This is a genomic window from Clostridium akagii DSM 12554 (assembly GCF_000686725.1).
Classification (GTDB): Bacteria; Bacillota; Clostridia; order Clostridiales; family Clostridiaceae; genus Clostridium_I; species Clostridium_I akagii.
In genome coordinates this window covers 112,366-130,665 of the sequence record NZ_KK366009.1, presented here as the reverse complement: position 1 = coordinate 130,665, position 18,300 = coordinate 112,366, and the positions used below count along the sequence as shown (strand labels likewise).

Below are 18,300 nucleotides of genomic sequence, written 5' to 3'. Positions count from 1 at the left end.
ATTCTTATAATAATTTTGCCAATATTTTTCTACTAATGGATTTAATTTATACTTAATAATTTTAAGAGGAGTTGTTAAAATGTCATGGTTTAAGAATTTGAAAATTTTTCAAAAGTTAATACTATCATTTATTCTTGTTGCAATTTTAATAGTGATTGTAGGTCTTATTGGAGTACGAAACATGGAAAACTTAAATTCTAATACATCAACAATCTATAATGTCAATCTTCAAGCAATACAGAGAATGAACAACATAAAACTCAATATAGCCGATATACGCTATGACATAATTAAGATTACATATCAAAATAATGAAAACAATCAAAACCCAGCCCTTGAACATACAATAGATAAACTAGCTAAAAATAATGCTTCTCTTATTAGCTATTATGAAAAAAATTTGCTTTCTGATAAAGATAAATCTGTATTCTCTAAATTTAAGGCAGACTTGACTGCATATGAGAATACATATACAAATATAGTAAACCTAACCAATATCAATGATTTTCAAAACGCTAAAGAAAATTTTCCTAAACTCACACCCCTGCGAACAAATCTATATGGCGATTTAGATAAATTAATTAAAGTTAATAACGATGATTCTTCCAAATTTTATAATAATAATACACTCACGTTTAATAATTCATTAAATATTATTATTGGAATAATAATATTAGGTTTAATACTTTCTATTACACTTGGAATTCTAATATCCTCAATGCTTTCAAAGCAAATAAAAAATGTATTAGAATTTGCACAAGCCTTAGGTAAAGGTGACCTTACTACCACTATTCAGATTTCTACTAAAGACGAAATTGGACACCTATCTCAAGCTTTAAATGAGGCATCAGCAAATATTAAATCTTTAATTTCAAAAATAATGGAAAGTACTTCAAATATGAGTTCATCCAGTGAAGAATTATCAGCTACTTCAGAAGAGGTTTTTTCTAAAATTGAAAATATTAATCAATCATCAAATGATATAAGCAAAAGTTCTGAGGAATTAAGTTCAACTGTACAAGAAGTCACCGCTACCATAGAAGAAATAAATTCAAACATAACTAATTTATCTCTTAAAGCAGAAGAAAACAGTAGTTCTGCTAAACTTATAAAAACTCGTGCCGGCTCAATTAAAACCAAGGGAACAAATGCATCTCAGGTCACTATAAATACATACAATGATAAAAATACCAAGATAATTGCAGCAATTGAGGAAGGCAAAATAGTTGGTGAAATCATATCTATGGCAGAATCAATTGCAGGAATAGCTGAACAGACCAATTTACTTGCGCTAAATGCAGCAATCGAAGCATCCAGAGCAGGTGAGCAAGGGCGTGGTTTTGCAGTTGTTGCTGAAGAGGTAAAAAAATTAGCGGAACAATCTTCATCAAATGTATCAAGCATTCAAACTGTTATAATTCAAGTTCAAAATGCTTTTAAAAACCTTTCACAAAATGCCAATGAATTACTGGTTTTTATAGATGGAACTGTTATAGATGACTATAAATTACTAGTTGAGACTGGAATACAATATGAAAAAGATGCTGAATATTTTAGTAATGTATCAGATGAAATATCATCTACAACCAAGATAATGTCTGAATCTATATTCCAAGTAAATGATGCTATACAAAATGTTTCTGCAACTGCAGAAGAGAGTTCCGCAAAAACAGGAGAAATACAAGGTAGTATAAATGAAACCTCAATGGCTATGGATGAAGTCGCTAAATCTTCACAGATTCAAGCGGAACTTGCTGAACATTTAACTATTATGACCGAAAAATTTAAATTGTAATATACATCTTATAAGTGACATATAAAAATCTTTCAATAAAATAGAAAATAAGTGGATTCATGCAAACAAATCCACTTATTTTACTATTTCATTGTTTTATCATTCTAACTATATATCAGAAAATTCAATACTAATCTTTTCCACATGTACTGCTGAACCCTCATTAATTTCGCAAATTTCACCATTTACTATATGTTTCACTGGGAGATTTATTTTAAACTTACTTCCCTCACCATACTTACTTTCTACACATATATTGCCTCCATGCATATCCACTAGAGATTTAACTAATGAAAGTCCTATTCCGCTACCTTCATGATCTCGAGTAAATGATTTATCTACTTGGACAAATCTCTCAAAAACAGAATCAATCTTGTCTTTTTCTATGCCAATGCCTGTATCTTCTACAACTATTTCAACATTGGCATCACCATCATGAACACCTACGAAAATAGAACCTCCTGCATTGGAAAATTTAACGGCGTTAGACAAAAGATTAAGAATAATTCTTTCAATCTTTTCAAAATCGCAAGCTATAATTTTTTCTTCTATATCCGTATCAAAAGTAATACTTATTCCCCTACTTTTTATGTAATTAGCCGCAGATTGCGTTATATCCTCTACAACTGAAACTATATCCATGTTTTTAAAATCAGCCTTCAAGTATCCAGAATCAATTTTATTTACATCAATCAAATTATTTACAAGCTTCAAAAGCCTATAACAATTTTGCTTCATAACATTAAAATGTTTGCTAATATCTCTTCCTGCAATCTTAATTGATCCATCCCTAATATAAAGATTCAGTAGCTGCAGGGTACTCAGCAAAATATTTAAGGGTGTCCTTAATTCGTGAGATATATTTGCGAAAAATTCCAGTTCTTGTTGACTTTCAACAAGTATTTTTTCTTTGGATTTAAGCTTTTCTGAATATTCAATAACCTCATCCTTAGCCCTAATATAATGTAGTATTATAACTATAAATAGACTCATTAAGAAAATGGAAATTCCCCACTGAGATAAATATAATTCAGAATGATTGGAATTGAAATTCCAATTTAAAACATCAAAAATTCCAAAACAGCAAAGTGCAATAAACCCAAATAGAAATGTTTTTATCTCAGTATTCCAAGAATCGTAAGCTTTAATAATTGATATAATAATTATTATCATACTTATTGAAAATGATACATAAAAAATATGCACTGTACTATCAATACGAATTATATTAAAAAAATTCAATAACAAACTTAAAACTAAGAGTACTAAATGAAATCCCATCACATTTTTGTAAATAATTTCAAATTTATTTTCCAACAGATTATTTATAAATAAACTAAATGCTACAGGTATTAAATATTGAGAAATTATTTTTATATATTCCCAATACTGAGGAGCATAAAAAAACATTTGTTTTATTTCTCCGCCAGCTATAAGCCATATTCCTGAAGTTATGCAGGCGAAACTAAAGGACATAAAAATTTTACTACCTTTTAGCTTTATAATTGAAACAATTAAAACACTAAAGCCCACAAAAACAAATAAGCATGCAAATATGAATGAAGGCAAGTTTTCTTTTATTACATTTATCAAGTGGTTACTTGCGGAGCTTATTTCAAAATTTCTTACATTCCCTACAGCTGAAGTATCCAATGAATGCATTCTAATATAAACAGTTTTACCAGCATAATCATTAGGCAATTCTATAATATGCCAAAATGATCCTGGGAGCTTGTGCAGATTATCACTATTAAAACTTCCAAAACTATATATTAATTTATCATTTATAAACATTTGAAAATCTTGATTATAAGTGTAAAAATATATACTTGGATCTCTAAAATTTTCCTTAGTAAGCACCACTTTCAGCCAAGCATATCCTTTTGAATCATTTATATGAGGATTCAATGGCGATTTAAGGCTTTTCCAAGAAGTTTTATCATTAACCCATGTTGAATTTCCATCTTTATCTTTAGGTGAATCTCCATCCCTATATTGCCAACCATTAGTAATAGATATTGATGGCATCTTTTTTACGAAATGTGAGTTTTCTATATTGGAAATAGTTATCCACATTAAAAGCATTGTAATTACTATTGTTCCTACTATTGTCTTTTTCATAAATATCTCCTTAAAAATCATGACAAATTTTATCCCCGCAAACTTAATTATAACAAATTTGTATCCAATATAACACATTATACTTATATTAACATGTTTTTTTTATCTTTTAACTAATTGTCTCCAACTTTTCATCATATTGATTTTATCATAAATTAGGAACATTAATGTTGATTAATTTATATAATATACTATATTACAAAAATACTTAGCATCATGTCACTATGAATTTTCATATTATGACCCATGCTAATTAAGTAATATTTAAGGAGTGATAAACTTATGGATGATAAAGATATTTTTGACTGTAAACCAGAAAAAAAGATTCTCCAGGTTCCTGTAGTTGTTGGATATGGAGAAAAACAAGAGCTAGTAGTTAAAGTTTCTACTGTCTCACCTCCTAGTCCTCCAATCTTCCGAATTGTAGATATAGACAAAGAAGTTGTAATTACCAACTTTTCAATAGTACCTCCAACTTGTAAGACAGGTGATAAATGGATTGGGAAAGTAATTCTAGATGGATATATTGATAAAAATGTAAACTACAAAACCATAACCGATTATGCATGTGACGCTGTAAATGGACCATTATTCCAATTTACAACAAGAATAGATTTTGCATCTTTTGTCGATGTGGCTGCAAGAGAACCCTTCGATGAATATGACAACGTAGAAATACTTGAGGCATATGTGGAAGGTGAAAAAGAAGAATTACTAGAACCAAATCCATTACAAGAGGGTGCTCCTGATTGGGCTGTAACCTACAACAAGCTTCTTGAAAAAATAATTGTTAAAATAAAACTTAAAATCACAAAAATAGAGCACGTTAAAGTCCTTGTAGATCTTTAAAATTTTCCCCATATAAATAAATAGATTGGATTTAAAATAATATAAATAAACTAAGCACAGCTAAAATTTAACTGTGCTTTTTATATAAGGCATCTTAAGGAAAAATGTCAGTGTGACTATTCTATTTTCTTTTAGATGCCTAACTTGAAATTTCTATTCACTGATTTTTTGATATCCTCTTAAGTGATTCCAAATCCATATTCATCAATTCTTCAATTGGATGATCATCATCCAATTGAAACTGTAAAACCTCATCTTTAAATTTTGGCACCAAAATATTTTTCTCAACATTTTCATCTTTTTGCTCTTTTTTAGCATCTTGATTTTCCTCTTCTGGCGCATCCTGTTTTTGTTCCTCTGTTATATCATGTTTTTGTTCTTGTGCGGAGCCTTGTGCTTTTCATCCTGCTTTTCATCCTGCTTTTCATCCTGCTTTTCATCCTGCTTTTCATCCTGCTTTTCATGATTTTTTGAGTAATATGTGATTTTAATGTCACCTAATACCTGAATTTCATAGCTAACATCGTTATGATGTTTGTTCTTCAATTTAAAATCACAAGTTGGTTCAAATGAAACTTCTTCGATTTTTCCTCTTTCTCCATGTAAAACGCTATAATCTTCTAACCCATCTGCTAAAGATAAAATTTCATTAAAAGTTTTTCTTATAGTTTTAACTTGATAGTTACTTTTTCGTCTAGAATCATGTCTATAAAATATAAGTATATCATAATCACCATAAACCCCCATTTGGCTTTCTGGCAATTCCTTTGTGAAAATATTTTGAAGTTTAACTTTACAGTCAATTATAGTGTTATGCTCAAACTCCAGTAGCTCTGTACTATCAGAAATCTTTTTATTAACTGTGGTCATAACCTTATTAATCTCCTTGTTTTTATTACTATACTTATATTTTATATTTGTTTTTGATATACTGTTACCATTATTGAAAATATAACACATTATTTGTGTTATATTATATTATTCAAAAACTTCTATAACATTATTGAAAATATCACTATTTTCTTTAATCTTCACATCATTTCCCATTACGCACAAATAATTTTTTTCTGTAACATCCTTCAATAATTTGGAGTATCCTTTTATATCTTCTTTACTAGTGCTTAATATTTCTTCCCTTTCATTTTGTATAAAAGCTTCTGTGATTTTTTTGAAGTAATTTTCATCAGAACGTTCACCCTTTTTTCTAGAACTTAGAGGTGCATCCAAATTTGATATGGTTCCAATAATATATTTTGTCATTTCATAATCATCCGCATTAAAACTATCTGCAAATTTATATGATTCATCATACACCTTTAGTGTTTCCTTAAGTCCAGGATCTCTATAAGAATAAAAAACCAAATTACCACTTTGGGAAATTGACACTCCACAACCATAAGCTCCACCCATAACTCTTAAGTTGTTCCATAAATAATTTAAGGATAATACATTCCTTAAAACCTGCAATTTTCCTGAATATTCATAGCCAAGTTTTTTAAAATTATAACCTTTAACTGCATATTGAACCTTGCTTGAAGTAGTTAGACCTTCATTTTCAGCAATATTTAAACTTTTTACAAACACAAATTCACTGTTTGTATTTTTATCCTCAATCTCCAATATGTGAATACTATCTTTAAACAAGTCATATATTGCTTTTTCTCCAGTTAGACTTATTACTAAATTTCCCTTAGTAAATAAGCTATTACAAACTTCTTCTATATTCTTGCATATATCTTCATATTTATTATCCATATTTTTATCTATGTCACATATAAACTTATAAAATTCTATACCTTTTATGCTCTCATTGTACTTACCCACATTAGAGAAATATGAAGTAAGCCTCCCCAATGCAACAACATGACCATTTTGATTAATAGTTGCTTCCAATTTTGATTTTAGTTGCTGAACTATTTCTTTAATTCTCTTCTTATTATGGAATTTACTTTTGTACATGATTTGGTGAAGTATTTCAATGGACTCACCAATTTTTTCACTAAGAACTTTCACCTTAACTGTAAATTTAGGATAATAATCGTCAGTTGTATCTTTACTACCAATTATAGTGTTTGTAAAACTAATTTCTCCAGTTTTAATATTTATTTCATTAGCTAACTCATCATATTTGTACTTTTCTGTATCCACCATTCCTAGGATTTCTTCCAGTAATGCAAGGTATGGAAGATGTTCCTTTGAGATTTTACTTGAATCAAAATATAAATTGAAATAAGCTATTTTATTTGTAAATATATTATGATAAAGTGTTTTTATTCCATGAATTTCTGTCTCACTTAGTGGTATTTTTTCTGGTTCTCTGTCAATATCACTTAGAGATAACAATGGAATTTTTCTAAGATCTTCTGCCGAATCTTCACTTTCCTGCCTTATTTTTAAATTTTCTGTTTGGATCAAGATTTTTTTAAGATCTTCGGAATTTAATGAATTCTTAAATTCTTTTAACCTTTCCTTTAACCTATTGGAACTTCTTTCTCCAATGGTTTTTGAAGGTTTAACAATAACTAAGCTTTGATGATTACTATTTAACATATACTTATCAATGATTTTTTCAAAATAATTAGTAGTTAATGCTGATTTAACCCTTGATAAACTGTCTTCAAACTTTAAGTTCACAAGTGGGTTTTCATCATAAAGCCAGCTTTCCATTGATACTATACTGTAAATTAATCCTTTAGGCATTGAACCAAAATCGGCTTCTCTTAGCTGGAATTCCTTAACGCTTATTGCTGCTTCTATTAGTTTCTTATCTATTCCATGATTCACAAGTTCTTTAAGAGTCTCAAATACTACTTTTTTAAACTCATCCTGTTTTTCTTCATTGGAATTCTTTAAAATAACTGAAAAATATGGTTGCAGAATACTGTTATCGTAAACTCCAGATACATCTTTACCTATTCCAGCATTAAGTAATGCTTTTTTAAGTGGTGCTGCACTGCTTTCAAGTAGTAAATATTCAAGTATATCAAAAGCAAGACTAATTTCTGCATTATTAGATTTTTCCGTAGCAAAATTCAAACTTAAATAAGTTTTATCAATTTCTGATTCATTGGACAATATAGGATATTCTTCTACTATTACAGTGTTTACCCCTATTGGCTTTTGAAGTTGAATGCTAGAATCTACTTGAATTTTATCATAACTGCTTAAATACTCTTTATCTAGAAATTCTAATTTTTCCTCTAAGTTCATAGCTCCATATAAATATATATAGCTATTGGCCGGACTATAATATTTTTTATGTGAATCAATAAAATTTTCATAGGTTAAGTCAGGTATATTTTCAGGATCTCCACCTGATTCAAAACCATAAGTAGTATCAGGGAAAAGTGAATTTTGTATTTTTCTCATAAGAATTCCATCTGGTGATGAGAAAGCTCCCTTCATTTCATTGTAAACAACACCTTTATAGGTAATATCTTCATCCGCTTTATTCAGTTCGTAATGCCATCCTTCCTGCTTAAATATATCCTCATATTTATAGATATTAGGATGAAACACAGAATCCATATAAACACCTATAAGATTTAAAAAATCCTTGTTATTTTTACTGGCAACTGGGTACATTGTCTTATCGCTAAAAGTGAATGCATTTAAAAAAGTGTTTAAAGAACCTTTTAGAAGCTCTACAAATGGTTCTTTAACTGGATATTTTTCAGAACCACATAAAACGGAATGTTCCAATATATGAAATACTCCTGTACTGTCCTTAGGTGGTGTCCTAAAGCTAATGGAAAATACTTTATTGTCATCATCATTTTCTAAATATAGAAGCTTTGCTCCGCTTTTAACATGTTGAAAAATAAACGCTGTGGCATTTATCTCTTTAACTTCTTCTTGCTGCAAAAATTTGAATCCATGACAAATATCATCTTTTTCAAAAAAATTCATAATACATCGCTCCTTTATTTATTATATTTTTTCCAATACTATAAATGAATACTCCACATTATTTTCCACATTATTTTCTTCTTCTATAACTCTATATTTATTTATATCAAATTTAGGGAAATATGTATCCCCCTCTTGGGTAGAGACTATTTTTGTTAAATATAATCTCTTGCAGTAAGGAAGCAATTGTTTGTAAATTTCCCCTCCGCCGATAATAAAAAACTCTTCAGAAGAATCTTCATATTTAAATATTTCTTTTATATCATTTACTACTGTTACCATAGCATTTGCAGCAGTATACTCTTTATTTTCAGTAATAACAATATGTTTCCTGCCAGGCAATACTCCAGGCAAAGATTCAAAGGTTTTCCTCCCCATAACAATTGTTTTCCCCGTAGTTATCTTTTTAAATCTTTTTAAATCATTAGAAATATGCCATATTAATTTATTTTGGTTACCTATCACATAATTCTCGTTAAAAGCAACTATAATACTTAACATTAAACAGATACCTCCATTTTTATTTTACCAAGATGTTTGTAATCGATAAGTTTAATGTCATCTGGAGTAAAATCATAAAAGTTTGTTATTTCAGGATTAATCCATAACTTTGGAGCTATAATATCCTGTTCTCTTCTTCCAAGCTGTAATCTCATTCCTTCAATTTGATTTTCATAAATATGAGCATTATTCACAACGTGTGTAAATAAACCAGGTTTAAAACCAGTTACTTGAGCAATTAAATGTACAAGCACCGCATACTGACTCATATTAAATGGAACGCCTAGGGGCATATCTCCACTTCTTTGTATTAGCATACAGTTAAGCCTATCTCCATTTACGTCCCAAAGTGTTTCATAACAACATGGTTGTAATGCCATATCTGGTAGATCTTCAATATTCCACAATGATATAATCATTCTTCTATCCTGTGGGTTTGTTTTAAGTGTATTTATAAGCTTATCAATCTGTTTAAATTTATTAACTTGATAACCATATGCTTTTCCTATTGTTCCATCAGGTCTCATCCATTCATCCCAAATATGAACATTTTGCTCTTGAAGCCTAGTAACATCATTTGACTGATCTTTATATATCCATAGTAGTTCTTTTACTGCTGTTTTAAAAGCCACAAACTTTGTTGTTAATATTGGAAACTCTTTTGATAAATCGTGTTGCATAATTTGATGTGGTAATTTAAATGTAGAAACTCCTGTTCTATTGTTATCATAATAACCCTTTTCTAAAATATTTTGAACAATATCCAAATATTGTTTATCAGCATAACTCATAATTTATCACTCCATTTCTCTTCATATGTTTTACATGTTCAAAACCAATTTGTTCCGCTGAGAAAATAAATCCTTTATATTATTATATCATTCATTAGAAATAAGCTCTATATTTACAACTTATTATTATCACAATAACTTCAACATACATATAATATTTTATAGTAACTATTATTTAGGAAGATATGAAAATTGAAAACTTATTAACCTTTGATGTGCAAAATTTGTGTATTCAATGTTAGTAACTTCAATACCAAGTACAACCTTAGTTTCTCTATATTAGTTATTAATAAAATGTATTCAGAGGTGTACTGTGAAGTGTTTCATATTGAAATTAATACTAAAAAACGAATATTAACACTATTTAACAACGGTACAAAACTAAAACAATATCATGTTGCTGTTGGTAAACCCTCTACTCCTACGCCACTAGGTAACTGGATTATTATAAAAAAAGGCTTGTGGGGAAATCAATTCGGAGGGCATTTTATGCAACTTAATGTTCCATTTGGCATTTACGGTATTCACGGAACTGATATGCCACGTTCAATTTCTCAAGCAGTAAGCCACGGATGTATCCGAATGCACAGCAAAGATGCAAAAGAACTGTATAATCTAGTTACGCTTGGGACTCCAGTGTATATTTACTAGTAACATAATAAGATGTGCTATTTCATCATCCCCAAAATCCTATATGATCAAATTGCTTAAGCATTCCAATCATACTCCATATTTTCTTCCACGTTAAAAATATTGATTTCTTTTCAATAGATAATTTCCAATATAAAAACCATATCGTTCATAAAATGGTAGAGTCTCATCATTTGCATAAACTACACCAATTTGAATATTTGTTATTCCATTTGCTTTAAACCAGGTCAAAGCACTCTCCATAAGCTGTCCGCCTATTCCAAACTTCCGATACTGCTTTTCAATATAGATAGATTCTATTTCCCCTGAATTATTTTCAATTGAACTTAAGCAATACCCTACGTATTTATTAGTAGCGCTATCAAAAACCATATCTATCTTAATAATACCATTCTGCGCTTTTTCATAAATGGCTTCCATTCTTTTACTAAATATGAAATTTTCATATTTAGTCTTAAAATGAATTGATTTTTCAATGTGGATAGAATTCAATTGTTCCCATAATGGCTTAATCAGTTTAATTTCTTCTATGTTTTTTTCAACCAAATGTATATTACTAAATCCTTTTTCAAAACAAAAAAACTTTCCTTTTCTAAAATTCACAATACCTACTTTTTCATATCCTACTTTTTCATATAATTTGCAGGCCGCTTTATTTTTGGTAAATGCATCCAGTCTTATTGATTTATAGTTATTATCTCTTGCAAAACCCTCAGCAAAATTTATTAGTGATTTTGCTATTCCCATTCCTTGATATTTGGGATCAACGCACAATCTATGAATTACTAATTGTTTCCCAGAAACATAATTCCAATTTAATTCCCCATACTCCCGAGCTTGATCATCGTTTAGAACTATGATACCAGTAATGATTTTATTTTCAACACTTGCATATAAAGTTCCATGTGAAATATCTTGGCCTATTATTTCTCTACTAGGATAACTATCATCCCATTGATAAATTTCTTTTGATTCCATATGAATAATGCCACTTTTGATTATATGTATAATGGAATCTATCTCTTTGATTTCAGCTTTTCTTATTGCCATATTTAAATTTAATTTGAATATTTTTATCCAAATTAAATTTCACCCCCATTCATTTGATATCTTGAACCAACCGAAGTATTAATTACCCAATTATACCATAAAAAGTTGAAATATAGTTTTCATTATATGTTTTCAAGTACAAATTTTCTGATATAATAATATGAAATAAAAAATCCACTTGAATAAATAGTATAAAAAAAATAGCAAATGCTTTGAGGAGAACTATATGACTAACACTAGTAGCAAAACGCTTCCATATTTAGCAGCAACTATAAGTTGTACCATATTCGGATTAAGCTTTTTATTTTCCAAAATGGCGCTTGATGCATCTAGCCCTATTGCTCTTGTGGCGTTCAGATTTCTTATTGCATTTATAATTATGTCAGTTTTAATAAAATTTAAAATGTTTAAGGTTAATTACAAAAATAAAGAGATTAAAGATCTTATTTTGCTTAGCATCGCTGAACCAGTGTTTTATTTCATTTTCGAAACCTATGGAATAAAGGCCACATCTTCCTCTATAGCTGGACTTATGCTTTCCCTAATTCCAATAGCTGTTACAATACTAGGTGCATTTTTTCTAAATGAAATTCCTTCAATTAGAAAAATACGCTTTATATTGTTGTCAGTTTCTGGGGTAGCCCTTATAGGCATTATGAGTAATTCAAGTGGTGGAGGTAATTCACTTTTGGGAATGGCACTATTACTTGGTGCTGTAACCTCAGCCGGTTTTTTTAGTATTATTTCAAGAAAAGCTTCAAAACATTTTACGCCAATTGAAATAACATATTTTATGATGTTTGTGGCCGCTGTATTTTTTAATTTAATGTGGCTAGGTAATCTGGTTATACACAAAAAAATCACATCATATTTTGAACCACTTAGAAGTTTAACTTTTGATATTTCAATAATATATCTTGGAATTTTATCTTCAATAGTTGCATATTCACTGATTAATTATACTCTCTCAAAAATACAAGCCTCTAAGTCCTCTGTATTTTCAAATCTCTCCACTATAGTTTCAATAGCTGCAGGTGTTATTTTTCTTAGAGAAAGCTTTCATATTTATGAATTAGTCGGCTCAGTGCTAATATTGATAGGCTTATGGGGTGCAAATAAATATAATTAGGAATATTTAATTGTTATAATAAAAATACTGTTATACATTGATGGAGGTATAAATGAAAGATAATAAGGAACGAATAATATTTCATATAGATGTAAATTCTGCTTTCCTTTCTTGGTCAGCTGCAGATGCTATGAAAAATGGAGAAAAACTAGATATTAGAGACATACCTTCTGTCATTGGGGGGGATGAATCCAGTAGACGTGGCGTAGTTCTAGCTAAATCTAACTCGGCTAAAAAATATGGCATTATTACTGGGGAAAGTCTATTTTCTGCAAGGAAAAAATATCCTAACCTCAAAGTTATTTCTCCTTGTTTCCCAGTATATGAGAAATATAGTAAATCTATGATTGATCTTTTACAGGAGTATACGCCTTTACTTCAGCAATATTCAATTGATGAATGTTTTTTAGATGTTACTAATGATTTAAGGGATGAACCAATAAAAATGGCAGAGGCTATACGAGAGCGTATAAAAACTGAACTTGGTTTTACAGTTAATATAGGTATATCTAATAATAAGCTTTTAGCTAAAATGGCTTCGGAATTTAATAAGCCTGACAAGGTTAACACTCTATACTCTTCAGAAATAAAAGAAAAGCTTTGGCCTCTAAGTGTAGGTGAATTATTTATGGTAGGTAAAAAAGCCACTGAGAAGCTTAATAAGCTTTATATATACACTATTGGGGAACTAGCAAATTATAGTGCTGAGTTGTTAAAATCAAAATTTAAAAGCTATGGTTTAATGATTTGGGAATATGCAAATGGAATAGATACTTCTGATGTTGAGTGCAATACAAGTGAAATGAAAGTTATTAGTAATTCTACCACCTTTGCTGAGGATATAAGCGACAGCGAATCCGCATATAAGGTTTTAAGGTCTCTTTCAGAAAATTTATCAACAAGATTAAGAGAATTAAATAAATGCTGTAATTCTATTTCTGTAAGCATAAGAAGTAGTGATTTCAAAAATTATTCCCACCAAAAGAAACTAATTAATCCAACAGATTCCAATAGACAAATTATCACAGTTGCATTGCAGTTATTTGACGAAGTGTGGAAAAAGGAACCCATTAGACTGCTTGGAGTATCATTGACACAATTAGTAGATGAAGGATATTATCAAATGTCTCTTTTTGAAGTTGCTCAAGATGATAAGGAAAAGGCACTTGATAAAGCAATTGACTCAATAAGAAAAAGATATGGTCATGATATCATTTCAAATTAAGTTAAAATTAAAAGCTAAATATTATTTAAGATTTTTATTAAATCTATTAAACATGTGAATAGTTATTCTACTGCATATTAGTCCTAAAATAATACCAGCTAAAACATCTGTAGGATAATGCACATATAAATATAATCGTGAGAAAGCTATCAATGCGGCTAAGCCGAAGATTTGAGGTGCATAATTTTTAAAGTACTTAGCTAATATCCCTGCTGCTGCAAATGAAGCTGCCGCATGACCGGAAGGAAATGAATATGATGAAGGCTCTGCAATTAACCGGTTAGCTGATGAAATATCTGACGGCCTTATTCGCTGAACTATATGTTTAATTATTCCCTCTCCTAAAATCGTACTTATTACTATAGATACTAGAACCATAAATCCTATTTTCCTATGTTTTTTGCTAATCATTAATAGAGCAGCTATGAGAATCCATATGGCTCCTACATTCCCTAAAGACGTTATTACAACCATAGCTTTATCCATTATATGTCCATGCATATTTCTTTGTATATATAAAAGAATAAAATTATCAAAATCCAATACAATACTAATTAAATTTCCTGTAATAGTCATGTTTTTCTCCCCTCATCATTGTATTTCTTCTCAGTCATCTTCAAAAAAATCCAACAATTTTTTCTCTACTAGTATATCCCCATATTATTTATTATCACCAAATTAAATTAAAATTAGATTAAAACAATCCTATTAATAATTATTAATAACTTTATTATATACTTTGTGGTAAAATCAGGGTAAAAGTTTATATGTTTAGGAAAGAGGTTATTATGAATAATAAAATTTTGATTATTGAAGATGACATATCTATTAGCGAAATGGTTAAGAATTACTTAATAAAGGATGGCTTCATAGTAACAGCTGCTTTTGATGGTGAGGAGGCAATACTCAAATATTTGAATAATGATTTTGATTTACTTCTTCTTGATTTAATGATGCCTAAATTAGACGGCATAGAAACTCTAAAAATCATTAGAGAAAAAAGTTCAGTACCTATATTAATTATGTCTGCAAAAGATAGTGATGTAGATAAAGCCATTGGTCTTGGTCTTGGGGCTGATGATTATATATCCAAACCTTTCTCTATGATTGAAATTTCTGCAAGAATCAAAGCAGCTATTAGACGAGCTACAAAATACTCCAGCAATAATAATGATAAGAAAAAAGAACCACAAGTATTTAATGTAGGAAAGCTTACCATAGATGTAGATAATTTTTGTGTTATTAAAAATGAAGTAGCTATTCAACTTACTTCTAAGGAGTTTGAAATATTAAAATTGTTTCTCAAAAATCCAAATAGAGTTTTTACTAAATCTCAACTTTACAATTTTATTTGGAAAGATGAGTACTTTGGTGATGAAAATGTAATTAATGTACACATAAGACGACTAAGAGAAAAGATAGAAGATGACCCATCAAACCCACAGTATATAAAGACATTATGGGGCATTGGTTATAAACTGGAGGTCACCTAAGTGATTACTTTATTATTAATTATAATAGTTATTTTAGTCCTAATAATAATTTTTCAATACAGATCTAAAAAGCAAATAAGTAAGGACTTAATATATATGAGAACTAAATTAGATAAAATCATAAATGAAGATACTAACGAAAAGCTTCTAGTCGTTACTGGTAACACTGAGCTTAAAAAATTACTTATAACGATTAATAGTCTTTTAGATTTCAGTCATAAAATACTAGTAGGATATAGAAAAAAAGAAATATCAATGAGCAAAATGCTTTCAAATATATCTCATGATTTAAAAACTCCCCTTACCGTAATCCTTGGATATATAGAAACTATAAAACTAGACAATGATATGTTAATGGAGGAAAGAGAACTCTTACTTACTAAAGTTCACAATAAAACTCTTGAAGTAATTGAACTTATAAATAAATTTTTTGATTTAGCAAAACTAGAATCAGGAGATAAAGAAGTTCCGTTAACAAGAGTAAATATGAATGAAGTTTGTATGAAAAATATATTAGACTTTTATGATAATTTAACAACAAAAGGTTACGAAGTGAATATTAGTATTCCTGAAACAAATATTTTTGCCTTTGGAAATCTAGAGGCACTAGAAAGAATAATGAACAATTTGATTTCTAATGCCATTAAGTATGGAAATCATGGCAAGTACCTTGGCTTAACTTTAAGTTATGATAAAAATTTTTGTTATGTGGAAGTTTTAGATAAAGGCAAAGGTATTGATGAAATTAATATAGATAAGGTATTTGAGAGGATCTACACTCTAGAAGACTCTAGGAATAAATTGTATCAAGGCAGTGGCCTAGGGCTCACTATAACTAAAAGGCTTGTTGAAAAATTGGGGGGCAAAATCTCTCTTAAGAGCAAACCCTATGAGAAAACTAGCTTCACCTTTAAATTGAAGAGAATAACTTATTAGTTTGAGATTACTTAATAAATTTGAGAGTAGCATGGATATGCACGTTGGGATGCTACTCGCTAAACTTAACTTTTGCTGAACTTAAGAATTTTGTAAGATTTGCTTAATAAAAAAGACAAGTCCATGCCATACAATGAAACTATAGTAATAACAAGATGAGGATGCCTTAAATAAGAAAGGGGTAATGCGGTATGGAATATATATTAAGAACAACTAATTTAGTGAAAAATTTCAAAGATAAACATGTGGTATCTGATGTAAGTATGAATGTTAAAAAAGGAGAAATTTATGGTTTTTTAGGTCCTAATGGGGCAGGCAAAACCACAATTATGAAGATGATAGTGAATCTTATTAAACCTAGTAGCGGCGAAATTGAAATTTTTGGTGATAAACTTAACAACAAATCCTATGAAACTTTGAAACGAATAGGATGCATAATTGAATATCCTGTATTTTATGATAACCTCACCTCTAAAGAAAACCTAGACCTTCATTGTGAGTACATGGGATATTACGATAAAAGTGCCATAGATAAAGCGCTGGACCTTGTAAATTTAAAAGGTATAGATGATAAGGCAGTTAAAGACCTTTCTCTAGGTATGAAGCAGCGGCTTGGAATAGCTCGTGCTATTCTAACTAAACCTGATTTATTAATACTAGATGAACCCATCAATGGTCTTGATCCAATAGGAATTAAAGAAGTTAGGAATCTATTCAAAATGTTAAGTAAAGAATATGGCATAACAATTTTAATATCTAGCCATATTTTAGTTGAAATCGAGCAAATTGCTGACACTATAGGAATAATTAATAAAGGAATGTTAATTAAAGAAGTTTCCATGGCAAGCATAAGAGATGATCATACTGATTATATCGAAATAATTACTAAGGATTATACCCAGGCTGCCTTTATTTTAGAAAATGATTTAAATATTTCTAACTTTAAAATTATAGACAATTCCATAATAAGAATATATGACTTGACACAACCTCAAAAGGATATTTCAAAAGCTTTAATTTTAAAAGGTATTGAGATTGAAGCTATAAATAAGAAAAATACTTCCTTAGAAGATTATTTCTTAAAACTTTTAAATGGTGGTGATTTAAGTGCTTAAATTGATGAAACTGGAAATTAAGAAGTTCAAATTTGGTGGAACCATAAAAGGAGTTATAATTGCAAATTTATTTATGTTATTTATTTTACTTATTTCTATTTATGCCTCGCAAACGGATAAGGAAATGACCCTTAATACTTATAATAATATTTTTTTATTTACAGGTATTTTGGTAAGAGCTACTTTCTCAATTTTTGCAGCTGTATTGATTTCAAAACTAATAATTGGTGAATACAAAAACAAAACAATAAACATTTTGTTTACCTATCCAATAAACAGGAAAAAGATGATGGTAGCAAAGTTAGCTATTGTATTGATATTCGCTTTTACAGCTATGATAATCTCAAATATTTTCCTGAACTCCAGTCTATTCATTTTAAATATCTTTACGCCTTTTATTAAAGATTCATTGACACCTAGTATTTTAATGAAAATTTCAATTAATACTGTTATATACTCAGTAGCATTTTCCTTTGTGAGCTTAATTCCTGTATATGTAGGTATGCAAAGAAAATCTGGCTCAGCTACATTAGTAACCTCAATTATAATCATAAGTTTATTAAATAGTGGATTTAAGGGAAATTCCTTAAGCTCCATTATCATAATTCCAATAATCCTTGCACTAATAGGAATTGTTGCTGCATATTTGTCCATAAAAGATGTAGAAAAATCAGATGTGGTGAATTTCTAATTGAAATAAAATATATATTAAGGACAACTAATTTAGTGAAAACT

The 18,300-nt window shown here is 29.3% G+C and carries 16 protein-coding genes; 9 read left to right on the top strand and 7 right to left on the bottom strand.

The window, feature by feature from the left end; all coding sequences use genetic code 11:
• Nucleotides 1–79 precede the first annotated feature (79 nt).
• On the top strand, nt 80–1,795 hold the full coding sequence (locus BR66_RS0121670) for a methyl-accepting chemotaxis protein (RefSeq protein WP_026884788.1): 1,716 nt from the start codon (nt 80–82) through the stop codon (nt 1,793–1,795).
• Between the two features lie 108 nt (nt 1,796–1,903).
• On the opposite strand, the gene BR66_RS25415 is transcribed toward BR66_RS0121670, so the two are convergent.
• Nucleotides 1,904–3,916, bottom strand: coding sequence for a sensor histidine kinase (locus BR66_RS25415; RefSeq protein WP_162174165.1), 2,013 nt, complete (start codon nt 3,914–3,916; stop codon nt 1,904–1,906).
• A 282-nt stretch (nt 3,917–4,198) separates the two neighbouring features.
• Between BR66_RS25415 and BR66_RS24520 the strand changes: the two genes are divergently transcribed.
• Complete coding sequence (locus BR66_RS24520) at nt 4,199–4,765, top strand: SPOCS domain-containing protein (protein WP_051624346.1); 567 nt, start codon at nt 4,199–4,201, stop codon at nt 4,763–4,765.
• A gap of 360 nt (nt 4,766–5,125) precedes the next feature.
• Here BR66_RS24520 and BR66_RS0121650 read toward each other — a convergent pair whose 3' ends face one another.
• The 4 genes from BR66_RS0121650 to BR66_RS0121635 all read right to left on the bottom strand — a co-directional run bounded on the left by BR66_RS0121650 (nt 5,126) and on the right by BR66_RS0121635 (nt 9,966).
• Nucleotides 5,126–5,635 (bottom strand): hypothetical protein, encoded by a 510-nt coding sequence (locus tag BR66_RS0121650; protein WP_026884786.1) that lies wholly within the window; start codon nt 5,633–5,635, stop codon nt 5,126–5,128.
• Between the two features lie 108 nt (nt 5,636–5,743).
• Nucleotides 5,744–8,674, bottom strand: a complete 2,931-nt coding sequence (locus BR66_RS0121645) for an insulinase family protein (protein WP_026884785.1) — start codon at nt 8,672–8,674, stop codon at nt 5,744–5,746.
• Between the two features lie 21 nt (nt 8,675–8,695).
• Nucleotides 8,696–9,175: a dihydrofolate reductase gene (locus BR66_RS0121640; RefSeq protein WP_026884784.1), complete on the bottom strand. Its 480-nt coding sequence runs from the start codon at nt 9,173–9,175 to the stop codon at nt 8,696–8,698.
• The gene (locus tag BR66_RS0121635; protein WP_026884783.1) at nt 9,175–9,966 is read right to left on the bottom strand and encodes a thymidylate synthase; all 792 of its coding nucleotides are present in this window, start codon (nt 9,964–9,966) and stop codon (nt 9,175–9,177) included. The genes BR66_RS0121640 and BR66_RS0121635 overlap by 1 nt, the downstream gene beginning before the upstream one ends.
• 213 nt (nt 9,967–10,179) lie before the next feature.
• Between BR66_RS0121635 and BR66_RS24515 the strand changes: the two genes are divergently transcribed.
• Nucleotides 10,180–10,617 carry a L,D-transpeptidase gene (locus BR66_RS24515; protein WP_341350089.1) on the top strand — a complete coding sequence of 146 codons (438 nt, stop codon included), beginning with the start codon at nt 10,180–10,182 and terminating at the stop codon, nt 10,615–10,617.
• Nucleotides 10,618–10,710: 93 nt separating this feature from the next.
• On the opposite strand, the gene BR66_RS26550 is transcribed toward BR66_RS24515, so the two are convergent.
• Entirely contained in the window at nt 10,711–11,595 is an 885-nt protein-coding gene (locus BR66_RS26550) for a GNAT family N-acetyltransferase (protein WP_242841203.1), read from the bottom strand.
• A 298-nt stretch (nt 11,596–11,893) separates the two neighbouring features.
• Between BR66_RS26550 and BR66_RS0121615 the strand changes: the two genes are divergently transcribed.
• Together BR66_RS0121615 and BR66_RS0121610 are read left to right on the top strand one after the other, a co-directional pair.
• The gene (locus BR66_RS0121615) at nt 11,894–12,796 is read left to right on the top strand and encodes a DMT family transporter (protein ID WP_026884782.1); all 903 of its coding nucleotides are present in this window, start codon (nt 11,894–11,896) and stop codon (nt 12,794–12,796) included.
• Between the two features lie 52 nt (nt 12,797–12,848).
• A complete protein-coding gene (locus BR66_RS0121610) occupies nt 12,849–14,021 on the top strand; it encodes a DNA polymerase Y family protein (RefSeq protein ID WP_026884781.1) in 1,173 nt (390 codons plus the stop codon).
• A 21-nt stretch (nt 14,022–14,042) separates the two neighbouring features.
• Here BR66_RS0121610 and BR66_RS0121605 read toward each other — a convergent pair whose 3' ends face one another.
• Nucleotides 14,043–14,597 (bottom strand): phosphatase PAP2 family protein, encoded by a 555-nt coding sequence (locus BR66_RS0121605; protein ID WP_084156581.1) that lies wholly within the window; start codon nt 14,595–14,597, stop codon nt 14,043–14,045.
• A 212-nt stretch (nt 14,598–14,809) separates the two neighbouring features.
• Between BR66_RS0121605 and BR66_RS0121600 the strand changes: the two genes are divergently transcribed.
• From BR66_RS0121600 to BR66_RS0121585, 4 genes are all read left to right on the top strand, one after another.
• Nucleotides 14,810–15,514 (top strand): response regulator transcription factor, encoded by a 705-nt coding sequence (locus BR66_RS0121600; RefSeq protein ID WP_026884779.1) that lies wholly within the window; start codon nt 14,810–14,812, stop codon nt 15,512–15,514.
• Nucleotides 15,515–16,450: a sensor histidine kinase gene (locus BR66_RS0121595; protein ID WP_026884778.1), complete on the top strand. Its 936-nt coding sequence runs from the start codon at nt 15,515–15,517 to the stop codon at nt 16,448–16,450.
• Between the two features lie 191 nt (nt 16,451–16,641).
• Nucleotides 16,642–17,565 carry an ABC transporter ATP-binding protein gene (locus tag BR66_RS0121590; protein ID WP_026884777.1) on the top strand — a complete coding sequence of 308 codons (924 nt, stop codon included), beginning with the start codon at nt 16,642–16,644 and terminating at the stop codon, nt 17,563–17,565.
• A complete protein-coding gene (locus BR66_RS0121585) occupies nt 17,558–18,256 on the top strand; it encodes an ABC transporter permease (protein WP_026884776.1) in 699 nt (232 codons plus the stop codon). The genes BR66_RS0121590 and BR66_RS0121585 overlap by 8 nt, the downstream gene beginning before the upstream one ends.
• Nucleotides 18,257–18,300 lie beyond the last annotated feature (44 nt).